The sequence below is a fragment of the Streptomyces sp. NBC_00704 genome, assembly GCF_036226605.1.
Classification (GTDB): domain Bacteria; phylum Actinomycetota; class Actinomycetes; order Streptomycetales; family Streptomycetaceae; genus Streptomyces.
On sequence record NZ_CP109000.1, the window covers coordinates 6,956,844 to 6,979,934 of the forward strand.

Here is a 23,091-nt window from a genome sequence, read left to right on the forward strand (position 1 = left end):
TCAAAACCGTGCCCTCTTCGCCGTGTCCGGGCGCTCGCACCGCGCCGGTCACCAGCCCGAGGCGGTGTAGACGACGGCGGTCGCGGACTCGTCGCCCCAGGCCAGCTCCCGCAGCAGCGCGGCCGTCCCCTCCTCGGGGTCGATCAGCCGGATGCCGCGCCGGGCGTACTCGCGGGCCAGCTCCGCCCCGACCATGCCCGCGTGCCCGGCCGAGGGCGCCCAGGGTCCCCAGTGCACGGTCACCGCACGCCGGCCGGTGCGGGCGGCGAAGGCCGCTCCGAGGGTCTCCAGCGCGTCGTTGGCGGCCGCGTAGTCGACCTGGCCGCGGTTGCCCAGCACGGCCGACACCGACCCGAACAGCACGGTGAACGCGGGCGCCGCCGGCAGCTCCTCCAACGCGGTGAGCAGGGCGTGCGCGCCGGTCGCCTTGGTGCCGTACACACGGCGGAAGGACTCGGGGCTCTTCTCCGCGAGGAGCCGGTCCTCGATCACGCCGGCCGCGTGCACCACGCCGTCGAGCCGGCCGTGCTCGGCGTGGATCTCCTTGACCGCCTGGAGCACCGCCTCCGGTTCACGGAAGTCGACCGAGCGGTAGCGGGCCCGGCTGCCCAGGGCGCCGAGTTCGGCGAGGGTGGCCGTGATCTCCCGCTGGGCCAGCAGCAGTTCGGCGGCCCGGTTGATCTCGGCCGGCCGCAGACCGCCGCGTGCGGCGAGCGCCGCCCGCAGCGCGGCGGGGGTGCGGGCGGACGCGGTGTCCGCGGCCTCCGGGCCGTCGGGGGCGGGGGTGCGGCCGAGCAGTTCCAGCCGGCAGCGGGCGGCGCGGGCGAGCGCGGCGGCGAACTGCGCCGTGATGCCGCGCGCCCCGCCCGCGAGCAGCACCACCGAGTCCCGGTCCAGGCCGAGCGCGGCCGCCTCCGCGGCGCCCTCCCCGGCCGGTCCCGCGCCCGTGGCGCCGAGCGTGCCGAGCGGCGCCGCGACCAGTTCGAATCCGTGCCTCCCGGCCGCCGTCCGCAGCACGACGGGCGTCCGGTCCGGCGCGACGGCCTCGGCGACGACGGCGTCCGCGACGGCCGGCGGCGAGGCGTCGGCGAGTTCGACCAGCCGGGCCACGGTCTGCGGATACTCCCGCGCCACCGTCCGGAACAGTCCGCGCAGCCCCGCGGTGCGGGGGTCGGGGCTCTCGTCGTCGGCGCGGCGGACGGCCAGCAGCACGCGCGGCTCGTGCGCGAGGGCGGCCTTCAGCACGGGGAACATGTCGGGCAGCACGGGGGAGTCGTCGGCGTCCGCGAGGGCCCCGAGCCACAGCACGCCGTCCACCGGCCCGTCCGCCTGCGTCAGGACGTGGTCGTGGGCGCGTACGACGACGTCGGCGCCGTGGGACGCCAGCCGGGCGACGGCCTCGGGGGCGTCGCCGAGGACGGTCCAGCGCGTGCCGGCGAGTGCGGCCGCCGGGTCGGCGGCGGCGTCGGGCCGCTCGTCGAGCAGGACCGGCCGCAGGAGCCGCCGTCCGGGCGCCTCCCCGGTGACGGCGTCCGGCCCGTGCTCCGGCCCGTGCTCCGGCCCGTGCTCCGGCCCGAGTTCCGGTTCGTGCTCCGGCCCGGGACCCGCCGCGGGTTCCGGGTCCGGTTCCTCAGCGGCGTTCACGGCCGGGTTCGCGGCCGGGTCGCCCAGCCGGGCGGTCAGCCAGGCGGTCACCGCGGCGGCGGTCCGCGCCTTGGCCAGCTCCTCCAGCGCGTCGTCGTCGAGGGCCGCGACGTCGGCGTCGGCCCCCGCGCCCAGACGCCGGGCCAGTTCGCCCGCGATCTCGGCCCGCTTGATGGAGTCGATGCTGAGGTCCGCCTCCAGATCGAGGTCGGGCTCGATCATGTCGACGGGGTAGCCGGTGCGCTCGCTGATGATCTCCAGCACGACCCGCTGCACGTCGACCGCCCCCGCACTCTCCCCGGTGGGCTCCACCGCGGCCGGCTCGCCGACGGCGGCCGCCGGGACCCCGGCCGCCGGGACCCCGGCCGCCGGGACCCCGGCCGCCGACTCCGGTCCCGGAGACGGGAGTTCACCGACGGCGCGGATCACCTGCGGAGCCGGAACAGGGGCAGAAGCCGGAGCGGCGGGCGGGGCGAGCCGTGCGCCGGGGTCCGCGCCCAAGTAGGTCATCAGCACGTCGCGCTGGGCGGCGATCATCTCGCGGCTGGTGCGCAGGAACTCGGAGACGAGCGCGTCCCGGTCGGACGGGACGCCGTGCGGGGGGTTCGTCGTCACAGTCGTCGCTGTCCTCTCGGTGGGGTCGGTGAGGCCGGTGAGGCCGGTGGTGCCGGTGGGGGCCTCGACGCGTCGGGCCGGCGCGAGCGCACCGGGCAGGAGGGCGCCGTCGGCGGTGCGCACCAGCTGGCCGTCGACCGTCCAGCCGGGGCGTTTCGGCTCCGGAGCGCGCAGTGCGTCCACCGCGTCACGGCCGCGCAGCAGCCATCCGGCGCGCACCGGCAGCCCCGCGACGGCGAGCCGTGCCAGCGCGTCGAGCCAGCCGAGCAGTCCGCTGCCGGGCCGGGGCTCGCAGGCCACCGCGGTGTGCGGCCGGTGGCCGAGGATCCGGCCCGTCAGCCCGGTCAGCACCGAGCCCGGACCGGCCTCGACGAAGACGCGTGCTCCCGCCTCGTACATGGCCTCGATCTGCTCCACGAAGGCGACCGGGGCGCCGATCTGGGCGGCGAGCCCGGCGCGCACGGCGTCGCCGTCGGCCGGGTAGGGGGCGGCCGTGCGGTTGGACCACACCGGGATCTCGGGCGCGTGCACCGGGCGGGCCGCGAGCGCCTCGGCGAACGCGTCGCCCGCGGCGGCCACCATGGGGCTGTGGAACGCGCAGGCGACGGGGATGCGCTTGGCTCCGTGCCCCGCCGCGCGCAGCAGCCGGACGGCTTCGGCGACGGCCTCAGTGGGGCCCGAGATCACCGTCTGGCCGGGCGCGTTGCGGTTGGCGACGACGACGCCTTCCGGTGCGCCCGACGCCCGGAGCGCTCGGGTCACCTCCTCGGCGCCGGCCGACACCGCCGCCATGGTCCCGGGGTCGGCCCCGCCGCTTGCGTCGCCGTCCGCGGCCCCGGCGGACTCCGCCGCCCGCAGGATCGCCGCCGCCCGCTCGGCGCTGAGTTCCAGCAGCGTCTCGGGGGTGAGCGCGCCCGCCGCGCACAGGGCCACCAGCTCGCCGTAGCTATGTCCGGCGGCCATGTCCGGCTGCACGCCGGCCGCGGTGAGCACGGCGTGCGCGGCGAGCCCGGCGACGCCGAGCGCGGGCTGCGCCACGCGGGTGTCGGTCAGCGCGGCGTTCTGCCTCTCGCGCACGGCGTCGTCGAACGCGGCCGGCGGATACAGGGCGTCCGCGTGGGCGCGGCCCAGCTCCAGGTAGGGGCGCAGCTCGGGGAAGGCGACGAACAGGTCGGCGAGCATGCCGGTGCGCTGGCTGCCCTGGCCGGGGAAGAGGAAGGCGACCTTGGCGTCCTGCGAGACGCCGTCCCCTTCCCTGTTCCCGTCCCGGTCCGTGTTCCCGTCCGTGGCGGCGGACGGGGCCCGGTGGACGCCGTCCGTCGCGGCGCGCCCGCCGGGGCCCGCGTGCTCGCCGGGAGCCGACGGATCCGCGGGACCGGCGGTGGCCCGGAGCAGCTTGTCCACCAGGTCGTCGACGTCCGTCGCCACGAGGGCGATCCGGGCCGGGTCCGTGCTCGCGTCCGACCGCCGGGCCGCGCCCAGCGCGAGGTCGCGGAGCCGCCAGGGCCGGCCCGGCGCCCGGGCGGCCTTCAGCAGCTCCTCCATCGAGCGGCGGGCCGAGGCCTCGTCCCGTCCGCGGAAGACGAACAGCTCGCCCGGCCAGGCGTCGAGCCCCCGCACCGGTGGCACGCCGCCCGCGTGAGCGGCCAGCACCACATGGAAGTTGGTGCCGCCGAAGCCGAACGCGCTGACCCCGGCGATCCGTTCGGGCGCGGGCGCCGCCCACGGGCGGGCCTCGGCGTGGAAGGCGAAGGGGCTGGCGTCCGCGTCCCAGGCCGGGTTGGGCGACTCGACGTGCAGGGTGGGCGGCCGGACGCCGGTGTGCAGGGCCAGCAGCGTCTTGATGAGCCCGGCGAGTCCGGCGGCGCACTTGGTGTGCCCGATCTGCGACTTCACCGAGCCGAGCGCGCAGCCGCCCGGCCTGGCCCCGGCCTCGGCGAACACCTCGCTGAGGACGCGCAGTTCGGTGCGGTCGCCGACGACGGTGCCCGTGCCGTGCGCCTCGACCAGCCCGACGTCGGCCGGGGAGACGCCCGCGTTGCGGTAGGCGCGTTCCAGGGCCGAGCGCTGGCCCTCGGGCCGGGGCGCGGTCAGTCCGAGGGAGCGGCCGTCGCTGGACGCGCCGAGTCCCTTGATGACCCCGTAGACGCGGTCGCCGTCCCGTTCGGCGTCCGCGAGCCGCTTCAGGACCAGGCAGGCGACGCCCTCGCCGAGCGCGATGCCGTCCGCCGAGCCGTCGAAGGCGCGGGAGCGGCCGGTCGGGGAGAGGGCGTGCACCGAGGAGAACAGGACGTAGTCGTTGATGCCGTTGTGCAGGTCGGCACCGCCGCACAGGACCACGTCGGACGTGCCGCCGGCCAGTTCCTTGCAGGCGACGTCCACGGCGGCCAGCGAGGAGGCGCAGGCCGCGTCGACGGTGTAGTTGGCGCCGCCCAGGTCGAGCCGGTTGGCGACGCGGCCGGAGATGACGTTGGCGAGCATGCCGGGGAAGGAGTCCTCGGTCAGCCGCGGGAGCTGCTCGTCCAGGGCCTCGGGAACGCGGCCGTAGTACGAGGGCAGCACCGCGCGCAGCGTGGCCGCGTTCGACAGGTCGCTGCCCGCCTCCGCGCCGAACACCACGGAGGTGCGGGAGCGGTCGAAGTCCCGCCCGCCGTCGCCGTATCCGGCGTCCTCCAGGGCGCGCCGGGCGGCCTCCAGGGACAGCAGCTGCACCGGTTCGACGTGGCCGAGGGAGGCCGGCGGGATGCCGTAGCGCAGCGGGTCGAAGGGGATGCGGGGGAGGAACCCGCCCCACTTGGAAGGGGTGGACGCGCCGTGGTGGACGGCCGGGTCCCAGCGCTCGGCGGGCACCTCGCCCACCGCGTCCACGCCGCCGACGACGTTCGCCCAGAACGCGGGCAGGTCGGGGGCCCCGGGGAACATGCACGCCATGCCGACGACGGCGATGTCGAGCGGAGCGGGCGCGGCGGGCGCGGGCGTGTCCTCGGCGGGGGCCGTCCGCGCCGCCCGGCGGGCGAGGTGCCCGGCCGCGCCCGTGGTCACCGACTCGTGCAGGGCGGCGAGCGTGGTGGCGGCCGAGCGCAGCACGGCCACCTCGCCCGCCATGAACATCCCCTCGGCGAGCTGGCGCCGCTCGTCGACGGGGACGAGCGCGCCGTCGCCGTCGCGGGTCACGCCCTTGCTGGCCAGGCGCAGCCGGCCGACGTTGAGCCGCTCCAGTTCCTCCCAGATCCGCCGGTCGGGCACGCCCTCGGCGCGCAGCCGGGCCTCCTGGTCGCGGAAGTCCGCGGCGAACGGGCTGGGCACGCACCGCGTCGCGTGCCCCGGCGCGGACTCCAGCAGCGTGGTGGCCTCCGCGTCCATGACCTGCCGCCGGAACAGCGGCCGGATCGCCCCGCAGGACACGGCCTCGTCGGTGAACAGGTAGGCGGTGCCCATCAGCAGGCCGACGGCCGCACCGCGGGCGGTCAGCGGCGCGGCGAGCGCGGCGACCATCGCCGCCGACCGCTCGTCGTGCACCCCGCCGGCGAAGAACACCTCGACGCCGTCCGCCGGACGGCCCTCGAAGTAGTCCTCCAGCACGGCGAGTTGGGCCTCCCAGAGCGCGAAGCTGCCGCGCGGGCCGACGTGCCCGCCGCACTCCGAGCCCTCGAACACGAACCGGCGCGCCCCGGCCTCCAGGAACTGCCGCAGCAACCCCGGCGAGGGCACGTGCAGAAAGGTGCGGACGCCGTCCTGCTCCAGGGCGCGCGCCTGCGACGGGCGTCCGCCCGCGATGATCGCGTGCGTCGGCCGCAGCTGCCGTACGGCCTCCAGCTGGGCCGCGCGCACGTCCTCCGGCGCGAAGCCGAGGACGCCCACGCCCCACGGCCGGCCGGCCACCGCGTCGCGCGTCTCGGCCAGCATCGTCCGGGTCCGTGCGCCGTCGGCCAGCGCCAGGGCCAGAAAGGGCAGCGCGCCGTCCGCCGCCACCGCCGCGGCGAACGCGGGGCCGTCGCTCACCCTGGTCATCGGCCCCTGTGCGACGGGGAGCCGGGTGCCGAGCGCCCGGCTCATCGGCGAGCCGGGCCGCAGCGCCCGCGCGGCCGAGTCGTCGTGGACGGCGTCCAGCATCGCCTCCCGCAGCGCGCGGACCGTGCGCCGGGCGTCGCCCCACCGCTCGGCGAACCGGGCGGCGAGGAAGCCGTCCTGGCCCACCGGGAGCAGCTGGGTGCGCGGGTCCCGCGCGCCGAGCAGTGCCGCCGCCTCCCGCGGTCCGGCGTCCTCGGCGAGCCGCGGGGCGTCCGGGCCGCGCCGCAGCAGAACCCGGTGACCGGCCACCACGACGGTCTCCGAGCCGTCGAGGGTGCGCAGCGCGGCGGCGGCCGGCTCGGGCAGGGACGACTCGGCGAGCAGGGCGAGCTGTCCGTCCAGGACGACCCCGGCCGCGCCGCCCGCCGTCGCGGCGGCGGCCGTCCGGGGGCCGATGCCGCCGCACGCCCACACCGGTACGGTCACCTCGGGCGCCGCGAGGAGCTGCTGGAGCAGGACGAAGGTGTTCAGGGCGCCGACGCGGCCGCCGCACTCGGCGCCGCGGGCGATCAGACCGTGCGCTCCGGCGCGTACCGCGTCCCGTGCGCCCGCCAGGTCGGTGACCTCGACGAGCACCCGCACGCGCGCCGCGAGCACGTCGACCGGCCAGGCGGTCCCGGACGCCGCGCCGACGGCGAGGATCACGGTGTGGGGGCCGTCCGGATCCAGGTCGGCGGGGGTGAGCCGGCAGTGCGCGTCGACGCGGACGCCGAACCCGCCCGGGCAGGCGCGCCGCAGCCGGGCCAGGGCCTCGCGCGATCTTCGGTCACCGGGTCCGAGGTCCAGCACTCCGAGACCGCCGGACCGGCCGACGGCCAGGGCGAGCCCGGCGTCGGGCTCGCCGAACGGAGTGATGCCGATGATCATGTCCTCGGAACGCACAGCGGACGTCATGATTCTCCGAATCAAGGTGAGACTGCACGGTGGGGGGTTCGGGACAGCAAAGGCGGCTCACCGCGTTCCGGCGGGGAGAGGTTCACCCGGAACGCCGTTCTGTAGCGCGTGCTCGAAACGCGTTGAAAGGTAGTGGTCTTGTTACTCACTGGTCAACGTTCGAACCATCGGCCGGTGACCGGCCGTAGTGATTCGGTCAGACGAGAGTGAAGGGCCAGGGGGGAGGAAAACGGATCAATTCCCGTCGCCGGCAGGCATGTTCACCCCCGGCTCATCTCAGCGGAACATGAGTGACCGTCAGATTTGGGTTCCTTTGGACCGCATGTCCCCGAACGGACGCCTGCCGCCGGCGTCGATCCGGTGGCCGGGAAAAATCCGTGTGACGTCCCGGAGTGACCGGAAGGACACCTGCGGAGTGACCGGAAGAGCCCCCTGCTCGCCGCGTCGCCCGCCGCCCACCCACCGGGACGGGTCTTGACGCCGGCCGGGCAGCCGCCAAGACTGCGATGACTGCGCGGTCAGGCCGGTCCTCGGGAGGTCGTCGACCGGTTTGACCGCGCGGCAGCGACGCGGCCCCTCGGCGCGGGGACGGCGGCACTCCTCCGTACGGGTTCTGTCCGGCCCCGGGCCCCCGGTGTCCGAGTGTCAGTGCCCGTACCGTTGTGAAGATCAGCCCATAGTGCGCGTATGACGCGTACTCGTACGGCGCTGCTGTGCGCCGCCGCTCTCCTCGCCTCGACCCTGCAGACGGCGGTCGCCGCCGCCGGTCCCGGCCACCCCGACCGTGCCTGCGCCGCCACCCGCAGCCCCGACGCCCAGGCGCGCAAGGTCCTCGACATCGTCCGCCGGGCCAAGAAGCAGCTCGGCCTCAAGGCCGCCCTCGTCAGGGTCACCGTCGACGGGCGCGAACTGGTGACGGGGGCCGTCGGCGAGTCCATGACGGGCGTGCCCGCGACCCCCGCCATGCACTTCCGCACCGGCTCGGTCGGCATCGCCTTCATGGGCACCGTGCTGCTCCAGCTCGTCGAGGAGCACAAGGTGGACCTCGACGCCCCGGTCTCGCGCTGGCTGCCCGACCTGCCGCACGGCGACGAGATCACCCTGCGCATGCTCGGCGACTCCACCTCGGGCCTGCACGACTACGTCACCGACCCGGCCTTCCTGAAGAAGCTGTACGCCGACCCCTGGCAGCACTGGACCCCGAAGGAGCTCGTCGGGTTCTCCCTGCGCCACCCCCTCTGGTACGAGCCCGGCACCAACTGGAGCTACTCGCATGCCAACTTCGTCCTGCTCGGCCATGTCCTGGAGAAGATCTCCGGCACCCCGCTCGCCCGCCTGCTGAGGCAGCGCGTCCTGCGCCCCCTGGACCTGCGCAACACCCGCAGCAACGACACCGCGGAGATCCCGCAGCCCGTGCTGCACGCCTACGACGAGGAACGCGGCTTCTACGAGGAGTCCACGTACTTCAACCCCTCCTGGACCACCGCGCCGGGAGCCGTCATCACCCAGGACGTCTGCGACCTGGCCCGCTCAGGCCAGGGCATCGGCTCGGGCGAACTGCTCTCGAAGAGCGCCTTCCGCACGCAGCTGAACCCGGGCACGGTCGGTCTCGGCCACGCCACCGCCGCCTGTCCCGCGACGGTGTGCCTGCCCATGACGAAGAAGTTCCACTTCGGCGTGGGCGTCCTCGTCAAGAACAGCTGGGTGCTGCAGAACCCGTCCTTCTTCGGCTACGCGGCCGTCATGGCGTACGAGCCGCACAAGCGGCTGTCCATCGCGGTGTCCACGACGGTCGGCCCGAACGCGCCCGGCGGCAACAACTCGCAGGTGATCACCGAGCGGATCGCCGCGCTGCTGGACCCGCAGCACCCGCTCGCCGGCTGACCGGGGTGCGTCCGGCGCGCACCGCGTCCGGCGCGCACCGCGTCCGGGGCGACGGCCCCGGACGTCGTCGCGCCGGGCGTCGGCCGCGAACCAGAGCGCCGTCGGCGACCGCCCGCGAGCGTCACCGGAACTCGTGGACGACCTCGATCTCGCCCACGATGTGCGCGTTGAACTCGGGCAACTCCTCGGCGGGCACCCACAGTTCCAGGATCGTGCGGCCGCCCGCCCGCCGCACCGGGTACCTGCGCAGGAACGCCGAGTCGACCTCGAACCGGGTCACGTACCCCGCGCCGTCGTGCTTGACGTTCCAGTCCTGGGCGATCCTGACGGCGTAGTCCTCGTTGAGCACCGGATAGAAGATCGGCTGCTCGGGAAGGCGCGGAGGCCAGGCGCGCCAGGCCAGGTCGCGCACCAGGTCCAGCTCCACCGGACCGGTGGGACGCCACAGGGTGGTCACGGGGGTCGCCTTCCGGGTGCGGCGGCCGCGGAAGCGGTCCGCCTGGGGAGCGACCGTATCCACCGGGCGGCGCGGCGGCGAGCGACTTTCGCCCGGCCCGGCGCCGATGGCCCGTGCCCGCCTACCGGGGCTCGTACCGGGTCACGACGTCGGCGAGGTAGCCGCGCAGCATCGCCTTGGCCTCGTCGAGCAGTTCGCCGTCGCCCTCGGGGGTGCGGCGGAAGGCCTCCTGGGCGAGCGCGTCGGCGGCGAGGATCGCGGCATGGCACGCCGTCGCCAGCCTCGCGTCGTCGCGGGCCACGCCCAGGGCGAGCAGCACCCGGCGCACGCCGTCGGCCATGCGCCGCTTGTGCTCGCGGTCGGCGGCCCGGGTCCGCTCGGTCAGCCCGCTGCCGAACCAGAGGGCGCGGAAGCCGTGTTCGGTGCGGTAGACGCCCGCGCAGGTGTCGACGAGGACGCCCACCGGGTCGTCCCAGCGCCCGGCGGCCGCGGCACGGGCCAGGTCGTCCATGACGCCCTCGAGGCGGGCGAAGTAGCCCGAGGCCAGGGCGTCGATGATCGCGCCGCGGTCCGGGAGGTACTGGTAGAGCGACCCGACCGACACCTTCGCCTCGGCCGCCACCCGTGTCGTGGTGAGCGCCTCCACGCCCTCGTCGACCAGGATGCGTTCGGCGGCCCGGAGCACCAGCGCCAGACGCGCCTTGCTGCGGGCCTGCCGGGGAGTGCGGCGCAGGGGTACGCCGCCGTGGGGGCCGGCCGTCGGCTGGACCAAGGAACTGCCTCCAAACCTGAACGTGACTTTGTTTCACGTTTACGCTACCTTCGCGCCCATGACCGCTTCAAGCGCGACGGGTCGGGAGCGGGCCGCCGTGGCGGACGCGTGCCGACGGCTGGGGGCTGAAGGCCTCCTCATCGGCACGGCCGGGAACGTGAGCGTACGCGTCGACGACCGGGTCGCGATCACCGCGACCGGAGCGGTCCTCGCCGGCCTCACCCCGGAACAGGTGACCGTCGTCGACCTCGACGGCAACGTCGTCGACGGAGACCTGCGGCCTACCTCGGAACTGGACCTGCACCTCGGCGTCTACCGCCGCTACGGCGTCGGCGCGATCGTCCACACCCACGCCCCGATGGCCACCGCCGTCTCCTGCGTGCTCGACGAACTCCCCTGCGTGCACTACCAGATGCTGGCCCTCGGCGGCAGCGTCCGGGTCGCGCCGTACGCCACCTTCGGCACGCCCGAGCTGGCCGCGTCGGTGCTCGCCGCGCTCGACGGGCGCAGCGCCGCCCTGATGGCCAACCACGGCGCGGTCACCCACGGGACGACCCTCGACGGCGCGGTCGAGAACGCGCTGCTCCTCGAATGGGCCTGCGGCGTCTACCGGGACGCGGCCGTCATGGGCCGGCCGCGCGTCCTCGACGAGCAGCAGCAACTCGCCGTGATCGAGGCGGCCCTGGCCCGCGACTACGGCACCACCCACCGCGTCGCGCCCGCACCGGGCGCGGCACCGGCGCCGGACGCGTCACCCGCGCCACCGGAATCATCCGCACCGCCGGAGCCATCCGCGACATCCGCGACGCCCGCGGCATCCGCGACGCCCGCGACATCCGCGATGCCCGCGACATCCGCGATGCCCGCGACATCCGCGATGCCCGCGACATCCGCACGGCAGCAAGAGCCGACGAAGGGGGAGAGCCGATGAAGGTCTTCACGATGGGCGTGCACGTTCTGGACGTACTGGTCCGGCCCGTGCAGGAGATACCCGAGGGCCAGGGCGCGACGCTGGTCGACGACATCCGGATGACCGCCGCCGGAACCGCGGGCGGCACCGCCCTCACCCTGGCAAAGCTGGGCGCCCGGGTACGCAGCGCGGGCGCCGTCGGCTCGGACCCGACCGGGGACATGCTGCTGCGGCTCCTCGAACAGGCGGGCGTCGACACCGAGTTCCTCGTCCGGCGCACCGACACCGCCACCTCCGTGAGCGTCCTGCCGATCCGGCCCAACGGCGACCGGCCCTCCCTGCACCTGCTCGGCGCCAACATCACCTACGGCCTCGACGACGTCCCCTGGGACGCTCTCGCCGAGGCCACCCATCTGCACCTCGGCGGACCGGAGCTGATCGGCGTCGACGTCGCCGCCCGCATCCTGTCCTTCGCCAAGGAGCACGGCGTCGTCACCTCCGTGGACCTGCTCGCCCCCGGCGTCCTCGGCGGCTTCGAGCAGATCGAGGCGGCCCTGCCCCACATCGACCACCTGCTGCCCAACGAGGACCAGGCCCTCGGTTTCACCGGCGAGAGCGACCTGCTGACCGCGGCGCGCAGACTCCTCGGCGCGGGTGCGGGCGCCGTCGCCGTCACCCGCGGCGGGGACGGGGCGCTGGTGGTGACCGCGGACGGCGCGGAACCGGTCCCCGCCTTCGTCGTCGACGTCGTCGACACCACCGGCTGCGGCGACGCCTTCTCGGCCGGCTACCTGCGCGGCGTGAGCCTCGGCCGTACCCCGGGCGACGCCGCGGTCCTCGGCAGCGCGTGCGCCGCATTGGTGGCGCAGGGACTCGGCAGCGACCACGGCGACTTCGACCTCGCGGCCGCCGACGAGTTCGCGGCCACCCACAAGCCCCGCCAGTGAACCGACGGCCGCCGGCCTGAGGGGGAGGGGGAAGGGGAGGGGCGCCGCCTACGCCCTCCGCCCTTTCGCCCGCCCGACTCGCCGCGATGTCCGCCCCGTCGCGGCGCGGCGCGCCTTCCGCCCCGACGCGGCCGACTTGCCGCGGTGTCCGCCCCGCCGCGCCCCCGCGCGCCGTCCGCCCCGCCGCGGCCCGCCGCGATGCCCACGCCGTGCTCCGCCCGCCCCGGCCCGCCGTTCGCGCTGCCGTGGACCGGTGGCCTCCGGACCTCCCCCTCCTCGCGGCGCGCCCCGCGGCTGCGCCCGGCCGCCCGTACTCACCTGGTGGACGCCCTCTTGACGGGGGCCAGGGGCGGATCGACACTCGTCCCCGGGAATCCTAGTGAACAGGTAGGGAAACGGATGGGGCGACTGGAGCCGGTCTTCGGCCGGGCGAGCCGCACGGCGTGCTCGTCGCCCCTTCTCACCTCCCGCCGCCACATCGACCTGCAGCGTGTGTGCAGCGCGATGGGGTCCCAGGGCTGAGCCGGGCCTCCTCCCCGCGCCCAGCCGCACCGGCGACGTCCCTCGGACGCGGCCGGGCCCGGCGCGCGTGACCGGGCCCGCCGCCTCGACGTCGCATCCGCCGCGCGCACGTCCTCAGTGCGCCCCGCCCCGGGGAGAGTCATGTCCGCCACACCGCTGACCGCCGCACACCCTTCCGCCCGTCCCGCGCCCGCCTTCCGCGGCCGGATCGGCCGGGACGCCCGCAGCGGCCACTACGCCGTGCCGCGCCGCTACCGCCTCTACCTGGCGGCGGCCGACCCCGGCTGTCTGCGCGTCGCCGTCACGCACAGCCTCCTCGGCCTGGACGCGGTCTGCCCGGTCACCTTCCTGCCGGCCGTCCCCGACTGCCCCGACGGCGGTCACTCCGCACTGCGCCCGCTGTACGAGGCGAGCGCGCACCACTACACCGGACCGGCCCTCGCCCCGCTGCTCAGCGACGACTGGTCGGGACGCATCGTCAGCAGCCACGGGCCCGACATCGCCCGCGACCTCGCCCGCGGGTTCGGCGGCGGACGGGCCACGCTGTACCCGTGCGGCGCGGAGTCGCAGATCGAGGCCGTGGAGCGGATGTGCGCCCAGGGCATCGAGGCGGCCGCCCAGCGGGCCGGAGCGGCCGACGCCGACGCCGACGAGCGCGCGGCCGCCCTCGGCACGCTGCTCGCCACCCTCGGCGTGCTGGAGAGCGGAATGAACGCCCACGCCTACCTGATCGACGATCGGATCACGGCGGCGGACGTCGAGTTGTGGGTCGCACTGGTCCAGCTCGACACCGTCCACCGCCACCACCTCGACGCGGAGGCCGTGCGGCGCGTCGCCGGTCATCCCGCCCTGTGGGCCTACGCCCGTCGGCTGACCGCCCACCCCGCGTTCGGCGCGCACCTCGACCCGGACGCCGCCGCCCCGGCCCTCGTCATGGCGGACCCCGCGGCGGACGACGTCGGCACGCGGCCGCAGGTCACCCCCTGACGACGCCGGCTCGCGGCGCGTGCCCGCGCCTCGGCGCGGGCGACCGCGCGTCCCCGGTGGCCGGCCGAGCTGCCCGGCGGGCAACCCGCTTGACCCGGGCGCCCGTTCAGGCCGCGCCGAACGCCGCGAACGCCCAGCCCGTGGCCTGGTGCAGGGCGTCCCCCGGCAGCGCGGCCCGCGCGTCGCGCAACGCCTCCGCCAGGGACAGGCCCGCGCTGACGCCCTTGTGCAGGGCCAGCATCAGCGGGACGACCGCCGCGTCGTTGACCGGCGCGCTGCTGGCCACCACGCCCGCCGTGCCCAGCGGCAGCAATGCCGTCACCAGGCCCAGGAGTTCGTCCGCCCCGACCGAGGCGAGCCGGGCCGTGTCGCAGCTGGAGAGGATGATCCGGTACGGGCTGCGGGCCAGCCGCTCGAAGTCGTGCACGATGAGCGGGCCGTCCGCCATGCGCAGTGACGAGAACATCGGGCTGTCCGCGCGGAACGTGCCGTGCGCGGCGATGTGGGCCAGCGCGGCGCCGTCCAACTCCCGCAGCACGCGCGGGACCCGGGCCTCCTCGTGCTCCAGCACGACAGCTGCGCCGTAGCGGCCCGCGACCTCCGGCACCTCCGCCCCGCCGCCCGCCAGTCCCGGTCCGCGCACGAGGACCTGGCGGCCGCCGGGCGGCGGCCGTGTGTCCCGCGCGCGCAGCCAGCCGCTCGCCGACGGCGACACGCTGAGCACCCGCTCGCGCAGCGACGGCAGCAGCGCCCACGGCACCCGGTGCAGCCGGGCCGGCGGCACCACCACGACCGGGCCGGAGCCCAGCTGCGCGGCCGCTTCGCCCAGCAGCAGCTCCTCCAGCCGCCGCCCCGCCGCCTCCACCACCGGCAGCCTGCCCTCCGCGCCGGGATGCGCCAGCCGGCGCAGTCCCGCCTGGACGTGCTCGGCCTCCCGCTCCGCCTCGGCGAGCAGCCCGCCCGTGAACCGGCGCACCCGCCCGTCCTCGCACACCAGCACCTGGACCCGCCCGTCCGGCACGGCCAGTTCCACGAGGCGGCTCTCGCCGAGCCGCTCCAGCAACCGTCCCACGTCGAACCGGTCCCCGCCGAAGCGGTCGCCGCCCCAGGCGGCCCCGCCGCGGCTGTGCAGGGTCCTGGCGCGGATCTCGCGTTCCAGCCGCCGCTGTTCCCGCTCCAGGGCGGGCACCGGGCGTCCGTCCATGCGCGCCGCCTCGGCCCGGGCGGCGATGACCCGGAAGGCGGTCAGTCTGCTCAGCAGCGCGGGATCGCCCGGCGGCCGGGTGGGCGGCGTGGACAGCGCCGTGGCCCGCCAGCGTTCGCTCCACGCCAGCAGCCGCCGCGGCCCGCCCCGCTCCAGACTCACCTCCTGGGCCAGCGCGGCCAGTTCGGCCCCCTGCGCGGTGGCGCGGGCGCGCAGCTCGGACGCGCCCAGCGTCATACGGTGGGCGTCGAGGACGTCGAGTCCGCGCCGGCAGGCCTCCAGCACGCCGCGGTCCGAGCCCGTCGCCCGCGCCCACAGCGCCTGCGCCGCCCAGCCCGTCAGCCGGGCCAGCGGCGGACCGCTGCGCCGGCTGCGCGCCGCGATCTGCAGATGGCGTTCGGCGTCCGCGGTCCGGTTCAGGTCCAGTGCGATCCGGCCCGCCAGCAGCCAGGCCTCGGGCGCGGCGGGCGCCTGGAAGGCGGCCAGCCGCTCGGCCAGCCGCGCCGCGTCCGCGACCAGCCGGCCCGAGCCGCGGCCGGTGGCCGCCCGCGCCTCGATCAGCACCAGCCGGGCGTGCGCCTCCCACCAGGTCCGCCGCTGCCCGGCGAAGAGCCGCTCGGCCACGGCCGCGCGCGCGATCGCCGTGCCGGGATCGCCCGCCAGCCGCGCCGCCTTCGCGGCGGCCAGCAACAGCTCCGCCTTGCGGGTGGACTGGCCGCCGATGCCGTCGAGGACGCCGATGGCCGCGTCCGCCTCGGCCAGCGCCTCGGGGGCCAGACCGGCCGCCATCAGGACCTCGCAGCGCCGGATGGCGAGCATGAAGGTGGGCGTGCCGAGTTTGGCGTAGCGCTCCTCCGCCTCGTCGAGCAGTCGCAGCGCGGCCGGGACGTCCCCGGAGCGGAACGCGGCCAGGCCGCGGCTCTCCACCGCGTCGGCCTTGTCGTGCTCCTGGCCGGTGGTGTCCCACAGTGTCTCGGCGGCCGTGAAGTCCGCCTCCGCGCGCTCGACCGCTCCGAGGGCGAGATGCACGGTGGCGCGCAGGGTGAGGGCGCGCGCCGTCCAGATGACGTCGTCCGCCTGGCGCAGCACGGGGATCGCGCGGCGCACGTCCTCCAGGGCCTCACGGTGGTGGCCGAGGACCCACCGGGAGTAGGCCCGCCGGTAGAGCACCCGCGCGCGCGTGTGGCCCGAGCCGCGCTCGACGCCCCGCTCGAAGGCTTCCAGCCCCTGCCGGGTGCGGCCCGCGTGCACCAGCGCCACGCCGAGCGTGCCGAGGACGTCCGCCTCCCGCTCGGCGGAGTCCGCGCGCGCAGCGAGGTCCCGGGCCCGGCGCAGATGGCCGAGGGCGAGACGCATGTCGCCCCAGTCCCGCTGCCAGATGCCGATGACCTGGTGGGCGACGGAGGCGTGCAACGGCGTCGGATCGGTGCCGAGCACTCCCTCCGCCCGCGACAGCGCGTCGCCCGGGTCGGCGAACACCATCGGCAGCAGTTCGAGAACCGAGTCGTTTCCCGCTGTCACAGAACGGATGGTAGTGCTCCGGCCTGCGGGCCACACCGGTTCGGTGCAGTATCCACCCGTAACAATCGGACGTCGCGTCAACCGCTTTCGGCGACGCGGCCAAGTCCTTCGGAACGGGACGCAAAATGACGGAGCGTCACAAGGCGTGAGGCGCTGCGGGGGAGCGCGAGGGGGTGCGAGGGGGCGGGCGGACGCGGGACGAGGAACGGCAGGCGTGCGGACGCAACCGCACGGCCCCCGTCCGCCGTCGCACCACCTGTATCAGACGGCCGTCCGGCGGGTCCTGCTGAGGACCACCGGCCGCAGGGGGAGGACACGCCATGGCGCCACAGCGATTCCACGAGCAGTTCGAGCAGATCCAGCGATCGCTGCCCGACGTCCCGTTGGCGATGGGACCGGACGACTCCGCCGAGTTCATCTACGAGAAGGGCGTCGTCCTCGCCCGCGACGGCGAGGAGGCCCAGGTCGTCGAGGACGCCGTCCGCTCGCACTTCACCGAGACCGAGGGCCTGGTCCCCGACCGGGTGCGCCGCGCCGGACCGGACACGAACCGCTCGGGCATCACCCGCATCCACGTCGGCGACCCCGGGGAGGGCGGCCGGGCCGGCGACCACGCCGTGGCCGGAGCGCTGCGCGCGCTGCGCGAGACCGAGGGCCGCGCGGGACGCCGCCTGGTCAGCCGCAACCACGTGGTGTCCATCGCCGTCAACGCCTGTCCCGGCGACGAACCGGTGCCCGTCGCGCGCACCGAACGCCCCAACCCCGCACCCGCGTTGCCCGACGACGAGGACCCCGGTAGCCGCGTCGGCGTGCTCGTCATCGACACCGGGCTGACCCACGACTACCGCTCCTACCCCCTGCTGGCCCGCACCCGGGGCGACGTCCAGGTCAGGGAGACCGACGACGAGGGCATCCTCCAGCAGTACGTCGGCCACGGCACGTTCATCGCGGGACTCGTCGCGGCCGTCGCCCCGCACACCGACGTCACCGTCCGCGGCACCCTCAACGACGCCGGCGCCATCCTGGAGTCCGAGTTCGGCGAGCGCCTCTTCGACGCCGTCGAGGACGGCTGGCCCGACATCATCAGCCTCTCCGCGGGCACCTCCAACGGCCGGCTCGACGGCCTGCTCGGAGTCGCCGCGTTCATGGAGGAACTGCGCCGCCACGACACCCTGTTGGTCGCCGCGGCCGGCAACAACGCCAGCGCCGCGCCCTTCTGGCCCGCGGCCTACGCCTCGCTGCCCGACCACGCCGACGCCGTGCTGTCGGTCGGCGCCCTGCGCGGCGACGGCGAGTTCGGCGCCTGCTTCAGCAACCACGGCCCCTGGGTGAAGGTGTACGCCCCCGGCGAGCGGCTGGTCAGCGCCCTCACCGGCTTCGACGCCCCCGTCCCGTACGTGTACCAGCACTCCACCTACGAGGCGTGCCGCTACGGCTTCGCCTACTCCTGCACCTGCCGCTCGCCGCGCCACACCGGCGTGTTGAGCGAGGCGCAAGCGAGCGCGCCGGGCAAGCCCGACCAGGTCATGTTCGAAGGGCTGGCCTCCTGGAGCGGGACGTCCTTCGCGACGCCCGTGGCCGCCGGTCTCGTCGCCGCCCACATGACCGGGGGCCGGGTGAGCGCCCCGCGGGCCGCCGCCCGCGAACTGCTCGCCCTTCACGCGGAGTTCGCGGAGGTGCGGGGAGCGCATGTGCCGGCCCTGCTTCCGCCCACCTGGCGCCCGGTCCCGGTCGGCCTGTCGTGAGGCCGGCGTGAGGTCCGGTCCGAGCCCCGCCGCGGCGTACGATGACAGGCCGTACACGAGGGGTGGGACCGTGGACCGTAGTGATGTCGGCGCGCTCGTCCGGTCCGCCGTCGACGGTGACACGGCGGCCTGGAAAGCGCTGGTGGACGGGCTGAGCCCGCTGGTGTGGTCGGTGGTGCGCGCACACCGGCTCTCGGACGCCGACGGGCACGAGGTCTACCAGACCGTCTGGTTCCGGTTCGCCCAGCACCTGGGGCGGATCCGCGAGCCGCACAAGGCGGGTTCATGGCTCGCCAGCACCGCGCGCAACGAGTGCCTGAAAGTGATCAAGGGCCTGAAGCGGCTGACGCCGACCGACGATCCCCAGCTGCTCGACCGGGCCAGCGAGGACCGCACGCCCGAGCAGTCGGTGCTGGACTCGGAGGAGGCGGCCGCGCAGAGCGAGCTGGTCCGCTTCCTCTGGCAGGAGTTCGAGGCGCTCGGCGAGCGCTGCCGCCAGTTGCTGCGCGTGCTGATCGCCTCGCCGCCGCCCAGCTACCAGGAGGTGTCGGCCGCCCTGGGCATCGCCGTCGGCAGCATCGGACCCATGCGCCAGCGATGCCTGCGCCGGCTGCGCGCCCGACTCGACGCACGGGGAGCACGGTGAACGACATGAACGACGCGAGCGACACGAACGACGCGCACGGCGTGAGCGGTGCGGGACAGGACGACCTGTTCGGTGAGACACCCTTCGCCGAGGAGGAGTCGGACCACGACCGGCTGGAGGAGGAGCTGCGCGAGGCCGGCGCCATCCTGGACCCGGTCCCGGCCGAGCTGCGGCGCGTCGCCATCGAGGCCTACGCGCTGCACGACCTGGACGCCCGCATCGCCGAGCTGACGTTCGACTCGCTGGTCGACGCCCTCCCGGTGCGGGGCGCGGCCGACGTGCCGCGGATGCTGACCTTCCACTCCGGCGGACTGACGGTGGACGTCGAGGTGAGCGGCGACGGACTGCTCGGGCAGCTGCTGCCGCCCCGGTCGGCGGCGATCGAGGTGCTGCACGGCCCCCGGGCCACCGCCGTCCTCACCGCCGACGACATGGGCCGCTTCTCCTGCGCCGCACCGCCCGCCGGCCCGTTCGCCCTGCGGCTGCGCACGGGCGGCGAGGTCGTGGTGACGGAGTGGCTCCGCGCCTGAACCCGCGCGCGCCCGGAAGCACGGCGCCCCCGGAGCAGCTCCGGGGACGCCGCGCGACCCCGTGCGGGGAGGGCCCGGGTGCGGGTCAGGCGGTGGCCGCCGTCACCAGGGCCGCCAGGGCAGAGGCGAGCCGGGGGAGGCCCGGTCCGGCCGGGCCGCCCGGCTCGGTCATGTAGGTGTCCCGGCGGATCTCCACCATCAGCGCGCTCACGCGGGGGTCCTTGCCGTAGTACTCCAGGGGGACGTACGTGCCCGCGAACGGGCTGTCGAGCCCGGTCTCGCCGAGGCCCGCGAAGGCCTCGCGTGCGGCGGCGAGCAGCTCCGGCGGGGTGTGGAAGGCGTCGGTGCCCAGGCACACCGGCGGCCGCGGGCCCTCGCCGTGCAGTTCGTAGGGCAGCGGCTCGGCCGGGTAGGAGTGCACGTCGATGACGACGGCCCGGCCGACGGCGGCCAGCCGGTCGGCCACGGCGTCGGTCATGGCCTGCGCGTACGGCCGGAAGTAGCGGGCGACGAGCGGCTCGGGATCGGCGCCGTCCGGCCGCAGCGGCTCACGGTGCGTGGTCCGCGTGTAGACGGCGCCCATGCCGACGGCCAGCATCTCCTCGCGGTCGTCCGGGAACCGCTCCGGGTCGACGACCAGCCGCGACAGCCGGTTCTCGAACCGCCAGGGCGTCAGGGGCGCCGTGCGGGCGGCCTCCTGGGCGATCCGCGCCGTGTGCGAGTCGGTGATGTGGTCGAGCTCGCGCTCCAGTGCCTCGTCGTCCAGGACGATGCCCGCCCGCACGTCGGCGGGTATCTCCCGCGCCGAGTGCGGCACATGGAGGATCACGGGCGAGTCGGCGGCGCCCGGCAGGAACGCGAAGGACGGTGCGGCAGGGGTCATCGGACGGCTCCCGGGGCGTTGTCAGTGGTGTGGTGCATGATCGGAGACGCCATCACAGCACAACGGCGAACAGGGCGGGGAACCGGCATGGCGGCGACGAACGAGCAGGTCACGGGACACGCGTTCCTGAAGGCGCTGTACCGGGACGGCTACTACCCGGATCATCTGGTGGACCGGGGCAGGGACATCCTGCTGCGGCTGTGCGAGCGGCTGGAGGCCGAGCGGCCCGACGGCCTCGACGCGCTGTACGCCCTGACCCGGGCCGCCACCGAGGAGTTCAACGCCTTGCAGGACGCCTTCTGGGAGGCGGACAGCGACATCGAGACCGTGGCCCGCGAGGAGATAGCCGAGGACTTCCATTTCGTCGCGCGGGCCTACGGCTTCGAGGACGCCGACGTGGAGGAGCTGATCGCCACCCGCGACTGGTGAGCGCCGCCGGGCGGGCGGCGCTGACACGGGCCGCGCCCCGGCCGGGCGGTGCCGGTCGGGGCGCGGTCGGTCGGGCGGCCGCTCGGGGCCGCTCGGGTCAGCTCAGCGAGGCGAGGGCCTCGTTCCAGGTGGCCGACGGGCGCATGACCGCCGCCGCCTTGGCCGGGTCGGGCCGGTAGTAGCCGCCGATGTCGGCCGGCCGGCCCTGGACGGCGTTCAGCTCGCCGACGATGACCTGCTCGTTCGCGGCGAGCGTCTCGGCGAGCTGGGCGAAGGCCTTGGCCAGCTCGGCGTCGTCGGTCTGCCGGGCCAGCTCCTGCGCCCAGTACAGGGACAGGTAGAAGTGGCTGCCGCGGTTGTCGATGCCGCCGACGCGACGGGTCGGGGACTTGTCCTCGTTGAGGAAGGTCGCGGTGGCGCGGTCGAGGGTGTCGGCGAGCACCTTGGCACGGGTGTTGCCGGTGGCCTCGGAGAACTGCTCGAGGGACGGCACCAGGGCGAAGAACTCGCCCAGGGAGTCCCAGCGCAGGTAGTTCTCCTTGACCAGCTGCTGGACGTGCTTGGGGGCGGAGCCGCCCGCGCCCGTCTCGAACAGGCCGCCGCCCGCCATCAGCGGGACGACCGACAGCATCTTGGCGCTGGTGCCCAGCTCCAGGATGGGGAACAGGTCCGTGAGGTAGTCGCGCAGGACGTTGCCCGTGACCGAGATCGTGTCCTCGCCGCGGCGGATGCGCTCCACCGACAGCTTGGTGGCCTCGACCGGAGCCAGGATGCGGATGTCCAGGCCCTCGGTGTCGTGCTCCGGCAGGTAGGCGTTGACCTTGGTGATCAGCTGCGCGTCGTGGGCGCGCGTCTCGTCCAGCCAGAACACGGCCGGGTCGCCGGTGGCGCGGGCGCGGGTGACGGCCAGCTTGACCCAGTCGCGGATCGGCGCGTCCTTGGTCTGGCAGGCGCGGAAGATGTCGCCCTCGGCGACCTCCTGCTCGATGACCACGTTGCCGGCCTGGTCGACGAGGCGGACCGTGCCGGCGGCCTTGATCTCGAAGGTCTTGTCGTGGGAGCCGTACTCCTCGGCCTTCTGCGCCATCAGACCGACGTTGGGGACGGAGCCCATCGTCGAGGGGTCGTAGGCGCCGTGGGCGCGGCAGTCGTCGACCACGGCCTGGTACACGCCCGAGTAGGACGAGTCCGGCAGGACCGCGAGGGTGTCGGCCTCCTGGCCGTCCGGGCCCCACATGTGGCCGGAGGTGCGGATCATGGCCGGCATCGAGGCGTCGACGATGACGTCGGACGGCACGTGCAGGTTGGTGATGCCCTTGTCGGAGTCGACCATCGCCAGGGCCGGGCCCTCGGCCAGCTCCGCGTCGAACGACGCCTTGATCGCGTCGCCCTCGGGCAGCGACTCCAGGCCCTTGAAGATGCCGCCGAGGCCGTCGTTGGGGGACAGTCCGGCCGCCGCCAGGGCCGCGCCGTACTGCGCGAAGGTCTTCGGGAAGAACGCGCGGACCACGTGACCGAAGATGATCGGGTCGGAGACCTTCATCATCGTGGCCTTGAGGTGCACCGAGAACAGCACGCCCTCGGCCTTGGCGCGGGCGATCTGCGCGGTGAGGAACTCCCGCAGCGCCGCGACGTGCAGCACGGACGCGTCGACGACCTCGTCCTTCTGGACGGGCACGGACTCGCGCAGGACGGTCGTGGAGCCGTCGGCGGCGACCAGCTCGATGCGCAGCGAGCCCGCCTCGGAGATCACGGCGGACTTCTCGGTGGAGCGGAAGTCGTTCTCGCCCATGGTGGCGACGTTCGTCTTGGAGTCCGACGACCAGGCGCCCATGCGGTGCGGGTGGGTCTTGGCGTAGTTCTTGACCGACGCGGGGGCGCGGCGGTCGGAGTTGCCCTCGCGCAGGACCGGGTTGACCGCGGAGCCCTTGATCTTGTCGTAGCGGGCCTGGATCTCCCGCTCCTCGTCGGTCTTCGGGTCGTCCGGGTAGTCCGGCAGCGCGTAGCCCTGGGCCTGAAGCTCGGCGACCGCGGCCTTGAGCTGCGGGATCGACGCCGAGATGTTCGGCAGCTTGATGATGTTGGCCTCGGGCGTCTTGGCCAGCTCGCCCAGCTCGGTCAGCGCGTCCGGGATCCGCTGGTCCTCGGTCAGGTACTCCGGGAACACGGCGATGATGCGTCCGGCCAGCGAGATGTCCCGCGTCTCCACGGGAACACCCGCCTGCGAGGCGTACGCCTGGACCACCGGCAGGAAGGAATACGTCGCCAGGGCCGGGGCCTCGTCAGTGTGCGTATAGATGATGGTCGAGTCAGTCACCGGGTGCTCCGCTCCACGTCTGCAACATTGCTCGACATCAAGATATCTCGTGCCCGGGTCCGGCTCGACAGGGGTCTCCTCACAGCCGCGTCGCCCGAGGGCTCTTCCGCATG

General features: G+C 75.1%; 13 protein-coding genes and 1 pseudogene. 8 read left to right on the forward strand and 6 right to left on the reverse strand.

Features of this window, described 5'->3' with window-relative positions; genetic code table 11:
* Positions 1 to 48: 48 nt before the first annotated feature.
* A complete protein-coding gene (locus OG802_RS30220; RefSeq protein ID WP_329415579.1) occupies positions 49 to 7,224 on the reverse strand; it encodes an SDR family oxidoreductase in 7,176 nt (2,391 codons plus the stop codon).
* A 687-nt stretch (positions 7,225 to 7,911) separates the two neighbouring features.
* Here OG802_RS30220 and OG802_RS30225 point away from each other — a divergent pair.
* Positions 7,912 to 9,108 (forward strand): serine hydrolase domain-containing protein, encoded by a 1,197-nt coding sequence (locus OG802_RS30225; RefSeq protein WP_329415582.1) that lies wholly within the window; start codon positions 7,912 to 7,914, stop codon positions 9,106 to 9,108.
* A 121-nt stretch (positions 9,109 to 9,229) separates the two neighbouring features.
* Here the strand turns inward: OG802_RS30225 and OG802_RS30230 are convergent, their stop codons facing one another.
* Positions 9,230 to 9,565, reverse strand: a complete 336-nt coding sequence (locus OG802_RS30230) for a hypothetical protein (protein WP_329415584.1) — start codon at positions 9,563 to 9,565, stop codon at positions 9,230 to 9,232.
* A 121-nt stretch (positions 9,566 to 9,686) separates the two neighbouring features.
* Positions 9,687 to 10,337, reverse strand: coding sequence for a TetR family transcriptional regulator (locus OG802_RS30235; protein WP_329415585.1), 651 nt, complete (start codon positions 10,335 to 10,337; stop codon positions 9,687 to 9,689).
* A 58-nt stretch (positions 10,338 to 10,395) separates the two neighbouring features.
* Between OG802_RS30235 and OG802_RS30240 the strand changes: the two are divergent.
* From OG802_RS30240 to OG802_RS30250, 3 genes and pseudogenes are all read left to right on the forward strand, one after another.
* Positions 10,396 to 11,058, forward strand: a pseudogene (locus OG802_RS30240) (class II aldolase/adducin family protein); the annotation flags it as partial.
* A gap of 206 nt (positions 11,059 to 11,264) precedes the next feature.
* On the forward strand, positions 11,265 to 12,194 hold the full coding sequence (locus OG802_RS30245; RefSeq protein WP_329415587.1) for a carbohydrate kinase family protein: 930 nt from the start codon (positions 11,265 to 11,267) through the stop codon (positions 12,192 to 12,194).
* Positions 12,195 to 12,857: 663 nt separating this feature from the next.
* Positions 12,858 to 13,703 carry a glutathione S-transferase C-terminal domain-containing protein gene (locus tag OG802_RS30250; RefSeq protein WP_329415588.1) on the forward strand — a complete coding sequence of 282 codons (846 nt, stop codon included), beginning with the start codon at positions 12,858 to 12,860 and terminating at the stop codon, positions 13,701 to 13,703.
* Between the two features lie 106 nt (positions 13,704 to 13,809).
* Here OG802_RS30250 and OG802_RS30255 read toward each other — a convergent pair whose 3' ends face one another.
* Entirely contained in the window at positions 13,810 to 16,389 is a 2,580-nt protein-coding gene (locus OG802_RS30255; RefSeq protein ID WP_329417531.1) for a CHAT domain-containing protein, read from the reverse strand.
* A 359-nt stretch (positions 16,390 to 16,748) separates the two neighbouring features.
* On the opposite strand from OG802_RS30255, the gene OG802_RS30260 reads away from it, so the two are divergent.
* The 3 genes from OG802_RS30260 (at position 16,749) to OG802_RS30270 (ending at position 19,349) form a co-directional block, all read left to right on the forward strand.
* Positions 16,749 to 18,173, forward strand: coding sequence for a S8/S53 family peptidase (locus OG802_RS30260; protein WP_329415589.1), 1,425 nt, complete (start codon positions 16,749 to 16,751; stop codon positions 18,171 to 18,173).
* A 70-nt stretch (positions 18,174 to 18,243) separates the two neighbouring features.
* Positions 18,244 to 18,819: an RNA polymerase sigma factor gene (locus OG802_RS30265; RefSeq protein WP_329415591.1), complete on the forward strand. Its 576-nt coding sequence runs from the start codon at positions 18,244 to 18,246 to the stop codon at positions 18,817 to 18,819.
* 5 nt (positions 18,820 to 18,824) lie between these two features.
* Positions 18,825 to 19,349 carry a hypothetical protein gene (locus tag OG802_RS30270; RefSeq protein ID WP_329415594.1) on the forward strand — a complete coding sequence of 175 codons (525 nt, stop codon included), beginning with the start codon at positions 18,825 to 18,827 and terminating at the stop codon, positions 19,347 to 19,349.
* An 85-nt stretch (positions 19,350 to 19,434) separates the two neighbouring features.
* On the opposite strand, the gene OG802_RS30275 is transcribed toward OG802_RS30270, so the two are convergent.
* The gene (locus OG802_RS30275; RefSeq protein ID WP_329415595.1) at positions 19,435 to 20,232 is read right to left on the reverse strand and encodes an N-formylglutamate amidohydrolase; all 798 of its coding nucleotides are present in this window, start codon (positions 20,230 to 20,232) and stop codon (positions 19,435 to 19,437) included.
* An 87-nt stretch (positions 20,233 to 20,319) separates the two neighbouring features.
* Between OG802_RS30275 and OG802_RS30280 the strand changes: the two genes are divergently transcribed.
* Positions 20,320 to 20,661, forward strand: coding sequence for a DUF5713 family protein (locus OG802_RS30280; protein ID WP_329415597.1), 342 nt, complete (start codon positions 20,320 to 20,322; stop codon positions 20,659 to 20,661).
* Between the two features lie 97 nt (positions 20,662 to 20,758).
* Here the strand turns inward: OG802_RS30280 and OG802_RS30285 are convergent, their stop codons facing one another.
* Positions 20,759 to 22,978: an NADP-dependent isocitrate dehydrogenase gene (locus OG802_RS30285; RefSeq protein ID WP_329415599.1), complete on the reverse strand. Its 2,220-nt coding sequence runs from the start codon at positions 22,976 to 22,978 to the stop codon at positions 20,759 to 20,761.
* Between the last annotated feature and the right edge of the window lie 113 nt (positions 22,979 to 23,091).

Excerpts from the sequence above, each read along its gene's own strand:
- OG802_RS30220 (WP_329415579.1), bottom strand. The coding sequence starts at position 7,224 with ATGACGTCCGCTGTGCGTTCCGAGGACATGATCATCGGCATCACTCCG.
- OG802_RS30225 (WP_329415582.1), top strand. The coding sequence starts at position 7,912 with ATGACGCGTACTCGTACGGCGCTGCTGTGCGCCGCCGCTCTCCTCGCC.
- OG802_RS30245 (WP_329415587.1), top strand. The coding sequence starts at position 11,265 with ATGAAGGTCTTCACGATGGGCGTGCACGTTCTGGACGTACTGGTCCGG.
- OG802_RS30250 (WP_329415588.1), top strand. The coding sequence starts at position 12,858 with ATGTCCGCCACACCGCTGACCGCCGCACACCCTTCCGCCCGTCCCGCG.
- OG802_RS30255 (WP_329417531.1), bottom strand. The coding sequence starts at position 16,389 with ATGGTGTTCGCCGACCCGGGCGACGCGCTGTCGCGGGCGGAGGGAGTG.
- OG802_RS30260 (WP_329415589.1), top strand. The coding sequence starts at position 16,749 with ATGGCGCCACAGCGATTCCACGAGCAGTTCGAGCAGATCCAGCGATCG.
- OG802_RS30270 (WP_329415594.1), top strand. The coding sequence starts at position 18,825 with ATGAACGACGCGAGCGACACGAACGACGCGCACGGCGTGAGCGGTGCG.
- OG802_RS30275 (WP_329415595.1), bottom strand. The coding sequence starts at position 20,232 with ATGACCCCTGCCGCACCGTCCTTCGCGTTCCTGCCGGGCGCCGCCGAC.
- OG802_RS30280 (WP_329415597.1), top strand. The coding sequence starts at position 20,320 with ATGGCGGCGACGAACGAGCAGGTCACGGGACACGCGTTCCTGAAGGCG.